Source organism: Vibrio maerlii (assembly GCF_003415655.1).
GTDB classification, from domain to species: Bacteria; Pseudomonadota; Gammaproteobacteria; order Enterobacterales; family Vibrionaceae; genus Vibrio; species Vibrio maerlii.
Genome location: NZ_QRHC01000020.1, coordinates 22,972 through 32,721 on the forward strand (window position 1 = coordinate 22,972; position 9,750 = coordinate 32,721).

At 46.0% G+C, this 9,750-nt stretch carries 8 protein-coding genes, 1 rRNA gene and 1 pseudogene; 8 read left to right on the forward strand and 2 right to left on the reverse strand.

Going from position 1 to position 9,750, the window contains the following annotated elements; translation table 11 throughout:
- Positions 1 to 110: 110 nt before the first annotated feature.
- Positions 111 to 1,604 carry a guanosine-5'-triphosphate,3'-diphosphate diphosphatase gene (gene gppA / locus DPF91_RS21405; protein ID WP_117236462.1) on the reverse strand — a complete coding sequence of 498 codons (1,494 nt, stop codon included), beginning with the start codon at positions 1,602 to 1,604 and terminating at the stop codon, positions 111 to 113.
- A 25-nt stretch (positions 1,605 to 1,629) separates the two neighbouring features.
- Entirely contained in the window at positions 1,630 to 2,937 is a 1,308-nt protein-coding gene (gene rhlB / locus DPF91_RS21410) for an ATP-dependent RNA helicase RhlB (protein WP_117236463.1), read from the reverse strand.
- A 112-nt stretch (positions 2,938 to 3,049) separates the two neighbouring features.
- Here rhlB and trxA point away from each other — a divergent pair, with 112 nt between their 5' ends.
- The 8 genes and pseudogenes from trxA to DPF91_RS21445 all read left to right on the forward strand — a co-directional run.
- The gene (gene trxA, locus DPF91_RS21415; protein WP_117236464.1) at positions 3,050 to 3,376 is read left to right on the forward strand and encodes a thioredoxin TrxA; all 327 of its coding nucleotides are present in this window, start codon (positions 3,050 to 3,052) and stop codon (positions 3,374 to 3,376) included.
- 201 nt (positions 3,377 to 3,577) lie between these two features.
- The gene (gene rho, locus DPF91_RS21420; RefSeq protein WP_117236465.1) at positions 3,578 to 4,837 is read left to right on the forward strand and encodes a transcription termination factor Rho; all 1,260 of its coding nucleotides are present in this window, start codon (positions 3,578 to 3,580) and stop codon (positions 4,835 to 4,837) included.
- Positions 4,838 to 4,947: 110 nt separating this feature from the next.
- Positions 4,948 to 5,940, forward strand: a complete 993-nt coding sequence (locus tag DPF91_RS21425) for a hypothetical protein (protein ID WP_117236466.1) — start codon at positions 4,948 to 4,950, stop codon at positions 5,938 to 5,940.
- Between the two features lie 92 nt (positions 5,941 to 6,032).
- Positions 6,033 to 7,413 (forward strand): annotated as a pseudogene (gene ubiD, locus DPF91_RS21430) (4-hydroxy-3-polyprenylbenzoate decarboxylase); the annotation flags it as partial.
- 23 nt (positions 7,414 to 7,436) lie between these two features.
- Positions 7,437 to 7,883 (forward strand): UbiD family decarboxylase, encoded by a 447-nt coding sequence (locus DPF91_RS22435; RefSeq protein WP_420855633.1) that lies wholly within the window; start codon positions 7,437 to 7,439, stop codon positions 7,881 to 7,883.
- Positions 7,880 to 8,149: a 2Fe-2S iron-sulfur cluster-binding protein gene (locus DPF91_RS21435; protein WP_117236468.1), complete on the forward strand. Its 270-nt coding sequence runs from the start codon at positions 7,880 to 7,882 to the stop codon at positions 8,147 to 8,149. The genes DPF91_RS22435 and DPF91_RS21435 overlap by 4 nt, the downstream gene beginning before the upstream one ends.
- A gap of 17 nt (positions 8,150 to 8,166) precedes the next feature.
- Positions 8,167 to 8,880, forward strand: coding sequence for an NAD(P)H-flavin reductase (gene fre, locus DPF91_RS21440; protein ID WP_117236469.1), 714 nt, complete (start codon positions 8,167 to 8,169; stop codon positions 8,878 to 8,880).
- Positions 8,881 to 9,412: 532 nt separating this feature from the next.
- Positions 9,413 to 9,750 (forward strand): 16S ribosomal RNA (locus DPF91_RS21445); the annotation flags it as partial.

Consider the following 9,750-nt stretch of genomic DNA (forward strand, 5'->3'; position numbering starts at 1 on the left):
AAGGCCCGAGTTCGGGCCTTTTTATTACTTGGCTAGAAGTCGCTCGTAAGACAGAAAAAAAGCCCGAGTAATGCGTCATTACTCGAGCTTGTTTGTTGTTCTGAGCGAACTTACACCAATGAAATCGATAACGGCCAACCAATATCCGTCTGTCGGTTGGCCTCAATTTCTAGCTCAGCTGCCGTCAATGGATTTTGCTTTAGCCATGCCTCGTTGATGGATAACGTTAGTGAGTCTTTATCTGCTGCAAGAGCAAAAGGAGGCTCTAGATTGACGTTACGGCGATGGGTGAGTAATACCGCCAGTCTAAGTAATCTTAATAAACGCTTTGCACTGCTTCCGGAAAGCGCATGCTGCTCTGGCAGTGAGGTTAATTGCTCACGATAGCGACGAGCGACCTCGGCAATAAAGTACTTTTGTGCACGGGTATAACCTGGCAAATCAAGATTGCGAAGTAAGTACGCACTATGCTCTCCACCCTTTTTAAAGTCGATGGTTAAACCGATTTCGTGTAGCTGTGCTGCGGTCGTCAGAAGCATCTCTGCTTGCGGTTCTTCAACCCAGTCCAGACCACCACATTGAGTAAGAAGCTTTTGTGCACAGTCTGCCGTTTGCTGGGCATATTGAACATCAAGCTGGTAGCGAGCTTGAACGCTGCTAATGGTGCGGCTACGAATATCATTTTGTCGCAACTCTTCGACCATTTCGTAAGCGAGACCTTCACGAAGGGCACCGCCAGCCAGCGTCATAGAGTCAATGTTCAGTAACTCAAAAATCGCAATCAAGATAGAAAGACCACTTGGGAATACGAGCGCGCGTTCAAGGGTCAAACCCTCAATCTCTAGTTCCTCTAGGCGTTCGTCCTGCATGGCTTGTTTTTGCAGACGCTTAAGCTTAGCTAAGGTGATGATCTCATCCATACCTTGAGCCAACATGATCTCTTGTAGTGCTTGTACTGTGCCTGATGCGCCCACGCATACGTCCCAACCAATATTGGTATATTGGTCTAGGATTGGGTTGAGTGTCGCTTTAGCTGCCTCAATGGCATTGTCGAAGTTTGCTTGGCTAAGCTGACGATCTTTGAAGTGCTTCTCCAACCAAGTTACACAGCCCATCTTGAGACTGGTTAATGCTTTGGCTTCAAAGCCTTCACCGATAACGACCTCGGTGCTTGCGCCACCAATATCGACAACTAAGCGGCGGCCCATACCACCAGAGGTATGAGCAACACCTTTATAGATGGTTGCTGCTTCTTCTTCACCTGAGATCACTTCTATTTTATGACCTAGGATTTGATTTGCTTTAGCAAGGAAAATATCCACATTGGTCGCAGTACGCAGGGTCGCGGTGCCGACAATGCGGATATTTTCTGCAGAGATATCTTGTAATCGTTCGGCAAATAAACTCAAGCAATCCCACCCACGCTGCATAGCTTCTTGGCTTAGCGCATTGTTTTCATCTAAGCCAGCAGCAAGGCGAACCTTGCGTTTAATTTTAGCCATGGTCTGGACGCTGCCATCGATATGACGCACAACGAGCATATGAAAGCTATTCGACCCGAGGTCGATGGCGGCATAAAGCGGTGATGAAGCTGCTTGTTTCATAGATTACTCAGATTCCCTGTTCTATTTACTGCTGGTTTTGTCGTGGTTGACGCGGACGACGATTGTTTGGTCGACGATTTCCTGAACGAGGACCACCCGTGTTCGTGCGGCGTTGCTGCGGGCCACGGTTATTGCGCATACGAATTGGTGCTGGTAGATCTTGGATCAGCGCCGATGCATCATATTCTGATGTTGGGATTGCATGCTCAATATATTCCTCGATAGGAGGAAGGTTAATTGCGTAGTCTTCACAAGCAAAGCTAATTGAGTGACCACTTGCACCAGCACGACCTGTACGGCCAATACGGTGAACGTAGTCTTCGCAATCGTCTGGTAGATCGTAGTTGAATACGTGCGTTACCTGAGGGATATGCAGACCACGAGCAGCAACGTCTGTTGCAACTAGGATATCTACATCGCCTTTAGTGAACTGTTCTAAGATTTTCTCACGCTTCTTCTGCGGAACGTCACCCGTTAGCAGGCCAACACGATGACCATCAGCGGCTAGGTGACCCCAAACTAATTCACACTTGTGCTTGGTGTTAGCAAATACGATTGCGCGATCTGGCCACTCTTCTTCAATAAGGGTTTGTAGCAGCGCCATCTTGTGTTCATTCGATGGGTAGAACAGCTCTTCTTGAATGCGGTGTCCGGTTTTCACTTCTGGCTCTACAACAACATGCTCTGGGTTGTGCATGTGTTCGAACGCGAGCTCTTGCACTCGGTAAGACAGAGTGGCAGAGAACAGCATGTTCAGACGCTCTGATGGCTCAGGCATACGACGGAACAAGAAACGGATATCCTTGATAAAACCAAGGTCGAACATACGGTCCGCTTCATCCAGAACCACAGCTTGAATATGGTTCAGGTTGAATACCTTTTGCTTGTAGAAGTCGATAATACGACCTGTGGTACCGATCAGTACGTCAACACCAGCCTCTAGCTTCGCAACTTGCTTATCATAAGGTTCACCACCGTAAGCAAGCGCAGCTTTAATGCCAGTGCTCTTAATAAGTGGTTCTGCGTCGTTGAAAATCTGAATCGCTAGCTCACGCGTTGGTGCCATAATGATTGCGCGCGGCTGCGTTGGTTTACGGCCTTCGTGTTCAGGCGTTTTCAACAAGTGGTTAAAGGTAGCAGTGAGAAACGCGAGGGTTTTACCAGTACCCGTTTGGGCCTGGCCTGCAATATCTTGGCCGGTGAGCAGTACCGGCAGCGCCAAGGCTTGGATCGGGGTACAGTAATCGAACCCTTTTTTCTCCAATCCTTCAATGACTTGGGGATGTAAATCCAAGTCGGCGAACTTTTGCTCTGTGATATGCGTCTTTTTCATTGCTATAGAATATCAGCTTAAGCTTGCAATACGAAAGTAAATACATTCCAATAGGGCATCTATTTGCTGGTTATCATCCAACCAGTTCTATAAAAATACATTGGAGTGGAAGATGAGTGATAAGATTTTGCAGCTTTCTGATGAAGGTTTTGAGAACGATGTAATCCAAGCTGCAGGCCCAGTTCTTGTTGATTTTTGGGCAGAATGGTGTGGTCCATGTAAGATGATTGCGCCGATTCTTGACGAAATCGCAGACGAGTACGAAGGTAAACTCACTATCGGTAAACTAAATATCGACCAAAACGCAGGCACACCACCTAAGTTTGGTATTCGCGGTATCCCAACGCTGCTGCTATTTAAAGATGGCGGTGTGGCTGCGACAAAAGTTGGAGCGCTTTCTAAGACCCAGCTGAAAGAATTCCTAGACGCGAACCTATAAGGTTGGCGCTTGAGAAATGAAAACCGTGCATCACTCAAAATGCGCGGTTTTGTTTTTTCTACGCTATAGACTAGTCTTATTTTTAGTGCTAGTTTATCGCACGTTAATTAAACAAACGTTCACTTCTTGGTCGATCCTGAGACCAAATCCATCTTAACTTACAAAACAGATCCTATTTTGACTAAAAAACTATCCACCACTATGAATCTAACAGAACTCAAGAACAGACCTGTCTCTGAACTTGTTAAACTTGGTGAATCTCTAGGTCTAGAGAACCTTGCTCGCCTAAGAAAGCAAGACATTATCTTTGCCATCCTAAAAGCACATGCGAAAAGTGGTGAAGACATTTTTGGTGACGGCGTTTTGGAAATTCTACAAGACGGTTTTGGTTTCCTACGTAGTGCAGACAGCTCATACCTAGCGGGTCCCGATGACATCTATGTCTCACCGAGTCAGATTCGTCGTTTCAACCTGCGTACAGGTGATTCGATTGCCGGTAAGATTCGTCCACCAAAAGATGGTGAGCGTTACTTTGCACTTCTTAAAGTCAATACAGTTAACGATGATAAGCCAGACAATGCGCGTAACAAGATTCTATTTGAAAACTTGACGCCACTTCATGCGAATGAGCGCATGGTGATGGAGCGTGGTAATGGTTCAACTGAAGATATTACAGCTCGTGTTCTAGACCTAGCTTCTCCTATTGGTAAAGGTCAGCGTGGTCTGATTGTTGCTCCGCCAAAAGCGGGTAAGACAATGCTTCTGCAAAACATTGCTCAGAGCATTGCCCACAACCACCCAGAATGTGAGTTAATGGTACTTCTTATCGACGAACGTCCAGAAGAAGTAACCGAGATGCAGCGCCTGGTGAAGGGTGAAGTAGTTGCATCGACATTCGATGAGCCAGCATCTCGCCACGTTCAAGTAGCAGAAATGGTTATTGAGAAAGCAAAACGCCTTGTTGAACACAAGAAAGACGTAGTCATTCTGCTTGACTCAATCACTCGTCTAGCGCGTGCATACAACACCGTTGTACCTTCATCTGGTAAGGTTCTAACTGGTGGTGTTGATGCCAACGCCCTACATCGCCCTAAGCGCTTCTTCGGTGCGGCACGTAATGTAGAAGAGGGCGGTAGCCTAACTATCCTTGCGACAGCATTAGTAGATACAGGTTCTAAGATGGACGAAGTTATCTACGAAGAGTTCAAGGGTACAGGTAACATGGAAATCCACCTAAACCGTAAGATTGCCGAGAAGCGTGTCTTCCCAGCTATCGATTTCAACCGCTCAGGTACTCGTCGTGAAGAGCTACTAACTAAAGCGGATGAGCTACAGAAGATGTGGATCCTACGTAAGATTGTTCACCCAATGGGTGAAATCGACGCGATGGAATTCCTAATCGACAAGCTAGCAATGACGAAGACTAACGATGAGTTCTTTGATGCTATGCGTCGCCAGTAATTACTGGTTATAGCTTATGCAACAATGCCACCTAACTAGGTGGCATTTTTATTTGCATTTCATTATTGAAGAGCGCAGAATATCTGCAAATGTTACAAGGAGGTTAACAAATGCAACAAGGACTGTTGGCATCGCTTCTCCTATCTATCTCATTGTTATCTTCGCCGAGTATGGCGACCGATATTGCACCTAGCTCTGTACAAATCTGGGTTACGGATGCTCAGATGCAGGATAAAACATCTGAACTGCTTCAGTACGTCGTCATGGATGAGATAGACAATCTCAACTTTGCGCTAGAGCGTCTCGCATTCCCTCAACAAGAGGTTGTTAGATATCTACTATTGCAAAAACTCGAACAGCAAAACTTTATTCTCACACCAAAGATGGCGATCTTCGTTGAGCAGCAACGTGCTTTACCCACCACCTATAATGTGGTGGAAGATGGTGATGGCTATGAAGTGAGTAGCCCGGCCTTTAATTATCCGGCGATAGCACATCGTTTATTGAAAGCTTGGAAGCGCGATCAGCAAACCATGACATTTGTAATGGCCGCTGAGCGAAAAGAACTGATTCTTTCTGAGTGGCTGTCAGGACCCTCACATCAAGTCAAAGCACGAGAGCAGTTATTGATTCGAGAGTTAGATAGCTTATCACCAGAAGCGGTAAACACACTGACTCAACAATTAACTCAGCAAGGTATTACTCGCTGGATACCCTCATCAGAGGTTCTGGTTCGTCTAGCGCAGGTTAGTGAAAGTGACGATTTGTATAAAATTCTGTGGCGTAAGAAAGTCGATCGCCACAGCAGTGCTGAACTCAAGAGATTAGCTTCTCTATCTAGCCCATTCGCAACCGAGCAAGTAATCCAAGCGGCGAGTAACCCAGGTTTGAATCAACAGGCACTGAATTTATTAACTCGAATGGACCCTTTGCCGCAGAATGTGAAGAGTTACTTGATTTCACAAATGGCCATTCCCGAAGAAGCCTCACGTGTTGCCCAGCAGCTGGCGAATCAAGGGCATGAGACCTGGCTAAAAGAGCTGTTAAACGACAATCAACAAGTACGCTCGAATTCAATTAGGCAGGTGCTTTCCCAGTATTAAACCTGACCACCTTTGATTCATATCAAAAAGAGAGATCGTTCGATCTCTCTTTTGTTATAATGACGCCAGAATCAATAGCCAGCAGAAGGCCTATGAGTTTTAAGGATTTACGCGATTTTATTGGACAACTTGAGCAGCAGGGTTTGCTCAAGCGCATTAGCCATCCAGTTGACCCTCATTATGAGATGACGGAGATCAGCGATCGTACATTACGCGCTGGTGGACCTGCTCTATTATTCGAAAACCCAATCGGATACGAGTTTCCTGTACTCACCAACCTATTTGGTACGACTGAACGAGTTGCTTTAGGTATGGGACGCAATGAGGTCACTGAACTTAGAGAGGTGGGTAAATTACTCGCTTACTTGAAAGAACCCGAGCCCCCAAGAGGCTTCAAGGATGCGATTGATAAAATTCCAGTTTTTAAACAAGTCCTTAATATGCCAGCTAAGCGCCTGCGTAAAGCGCCGTGCCAAGAAATAGTTTGGCAAGGTGATGACGTCGATCTCGACAAAATCCCAGTGATGAGCTGTTGGGCTGAGGATGTTGCGCCATTATTGACCTGGGGATTAACCGTAACTCGAGGTCCAAATAAGAAGCGTCAGAATCTGGGTATTTACCGACAACAGAAAATCGGTAAAAACAAGATCATTATGCGTTGGTTAGCTCATCGTGGTGGTGCGCTTGATCTGCGTGATTGGATAGAAACGAACCCTGGTAAACCTTTCCCTGTATCTATAGCGTTTGGCGCCGACCCGGCGACTATCCTAGGTGCGGTCACACCCGTGCCAGATACACTCTCTGAGTATGCGTTTGCTGGCTTACTCAGAGGCAGCAAAACAGAAGTGGTTAAGTCCGTTAGCAATGATCTCGAAGTTCCGGCGAGTGCTGAAATTGTTATGGAAGGCTACATTGACCCTAATGAGTTTGCTGATGAGGGTCCTTACGGCGACCATACGGGTTATTACAACGAGAAAGAAAAGCATCATGTCTTTACAATTACCCACATTACTATGCGTAAAGACCCGATCTACCACAGCACCTATACTGGTCGCCCGCCCGATGAGCCTGCAGTACTCGGTGTTGCTCTCAATGAAGTCTTCGTTCCTATTCTTCAGAAGCAATTTCCGGAAATAGAAGATTTCTATTTACCACCGGAAGGGTGCTCGTATCGTATGGCCGTGGTCACGATGAAGAAGCAATACCCCGGTCACGCAAAGCGCGTGATGATGGGAGTATGGTCTTTCCTGCGTCAGTTTATGTACACCAAATTTGTCATCGTATGTGATGAAAAGGTCAATGCAAGGGATTGGGGCGAGGTTGTTGCAGCGATGACGGAACATATGGACCCAGTGCGCGACACCCTGATGATTGAGAATACGCCAATTGATTCGCTTGATTTCGCTTCACCTGTCGTAGGTCTTGGCTCCAAAATGGGCTTAGATGCTACCGAAAAGTGGGATGTCGAATTAGTAGAGCGAGATGTGATACAGGATGTGGAGGCTGCTGAGCACGGGAGTATTGACGCTTTGAAACAGAAGTGCCCTCAGATCATCGACCTATACCTTCCTGATACGGCAAAAAACTCTAGCTTTGCGATTGTATCAATGAAGAAAGAGAAAGTTGGGGAGTCTCAACTTGTGGCTGAGGCGGTGCTGAGTTACCTGAGAAGTTTTACCCAAGAACGCTTTGTTATCTTGTGCGATGACGATGTTAATGCTCAGGATTGGAATGATGTCATTTGGGCCGTGACTACCAGGATGGATCCTGCGCGCGATACTCAACAACTTGTAGATAAAGAAAAAGGCATATCGAGCTTGATTCTTGACGCAACTAATAAGCTTGAGGGTGAAGTTGCGCGTGAATGGGGCAAACCGATTGCAAAAGATCCTAAACTTGTTGCCCGTATCGATGATATTTGGAATGAGTTAGGTATTCTATGAACCATAGGGTTCAACTAGTCCCTCACAACATCACCTTTGAGGTTAATGAAGGTGAAACGATATTGGAAGCTGCGCTCAACAATAATATTAGCTTTCCAAATCGTTGTCAGGTAGGGGCGTGCGCGGCATGTTTGTGTCGCAAGCTCAAAGGCGAGGTGAGTTATCACCTTGAACCTATGCTCACAGAGAATGAGCAAGCGCGTGGTTGGTTGTTTGCCTGCCAAGCGTATCCAACAACAGATTTAACGCTTACTTTTGACGAGTAAGAGACTTAAGGAAGACCATGACTATCAAATGTAAAGTAAAGTCTATCGAGCCTTTGGCTTGTAATACTTTCCAAATTCTATTGCACCCAGAAGAACCTGTAGAGTTTAAAGCTGGCCAATACTTAATGGTTGAAATGGGTGAAAAAGACAAACGCCCATTTTCGATTGCAAGCAGTCCATGTCGCCACCAAGGTGAACTAGAACTACATATCGGTGCGGCAGAGCATAATGCTTATGCGATTGAAGTCGTTGACGCGATGAAAGCGGCACTCGAAGATGGCGGCGATATCTTGATTGATGCTCCTCATGGCGATGCATGGGTAAAAGAAGACAGCGAACGTCCACTATTACTCATTGCTGGTGGTACCGGTTTTAGTTACGTGCGCTCTATTCTCGATCACTGTATCAGCCAAGAAAAGACGCTTCCTATCTATTTATATTGGGGGGCAAAGGATGCATGCCAACTATACGCGAAAGAAGAGCTAGCGGAGATCGAAGCTAAATACTCAAATATCCACTTTGTACCGGTGGTAGAACAGGCGAGTGGTGATTGGGCGGGCAAAACAGGCAATGTGTTGCAAGCAATTGAAGGTGATTTCGAATCACTAGAGACTTTCGATATCTATATTGCAGGTCGATTTGAAATGGCGGGTGCGGCTCGAGAGCAGTTTACCCAGGTTAAAGGTGCACACAGTGACAGAATGTTTGCCGACGCCTACGCATTTATCTGACCAAAAGTAGAGTCTGGATAACAAAAAGAGAGCTGGAATGCTCTCTTTTTGCACATTTGGATGCAAATTTAATCGAAAGAATGTTTTTTTGAATTTATTTGAAAAAAGTACTTGCCAATGTGATTCCGATCTCTATAATGCCCCCTCGCTGACACGGGAACGCTTCGAAAAGAACGGGATTGAGTTAGCAAGGTCACAAAGCCAAGCAGAAATGCTTGAAAAAAGTTTGAAAAAAGTTTGAAAAAAGTGGTTGACACTAAACTTTGAATCGCTAAAATGGCCGTCCGCTTTGAGAGAGACTCTTAAAGCAAAGCTCTTTAACAATTTAAACCTATCAATCTGTGTGGGCACTCGTTGATGATAATCAAAAAATGAAACTCCGGTTTCAACTTTGGTTTCAATGAACTGAGTGACCAAACGATGACTTCGGTCATTGGCACAGTCAATTCATTATCGTTCTGTTGGAACGATAATAGCTTTAAAATTACATTAGTAGTTTTGAAGTCAGTATTCATTGAGCCGACAAAATCTTAAATTGAAGAGTTTGATCATGGCTCAGATTGAACGCTGGCGGCAGGCCTAACACATGCAAGTCGAGCGGAAACGAGTTATCTGAACCTTCGGGGAACGATAACGGCGTCGAGCGGCGGACGGGTGAGTAATGCCTGGGAATATGCCTTGATGTGGGGGATAACCATTGGAAACGATGGCTAATACCGCATAACGCCTTCGGGCCAAAGAGGGGGACCTTCGGGCCTCTCGCGTCAAGATTAGCCCAGGTGGGATTAGCTAGTTGGTGAGGTAAAGGCTCACCAAGGCGACGATCCCTAGCTGGTCTGAGAGGATGATCAGCCACACTGGAACTGAGAC

Coding starts and splice junctions, on each gene's coding strand:
- DPF91_RS21435 (WP_117236468.1), top strand. CDS start 7,880: ATGAACCATAGGGTTCAACTAGTCCCTCACAACATCACCTTTGAGGTT.
- gppA (WP_117236462.1), bottom strand. CDS start 1,604: ATGAAACAAGCAGCTTCATCACCGCTTTATGCCGCCATCGACCTCGGG.
- trxA (WP_117236464.1), top strand. CDS start 3,050: ATGAGTGATAAGATTTTGCAGCTTTCTGATGAAGGTTTTGAGAACGAT.
- rhlB (WP_117236463.1), bottom strand. CDS start 2,937: ATGAAAAAGACGCATATCACAGAGCAAAAGTTCGCCGACTTGGATTTA.
- DPF91_RS21425 (WP_117236466.1), top strand. CDS start 4,948: ATGCAACAAGGACTGTTGGCATCGCTTCTCCTATCTATCTCATTGTTA.
- fre (WP_117236469.1), top strand. CDS start 8,167: ATGACTATCAAATGTAAAGTAAAGTCTATCGAGCCTTTGGCTTGTAAT.
- rho (WP_117236465.1), top strand. CDS start 3,578: ATGAATCTAACAGAACTCAAGAACAGACCTGTCTCTGAACTTGTTAAA.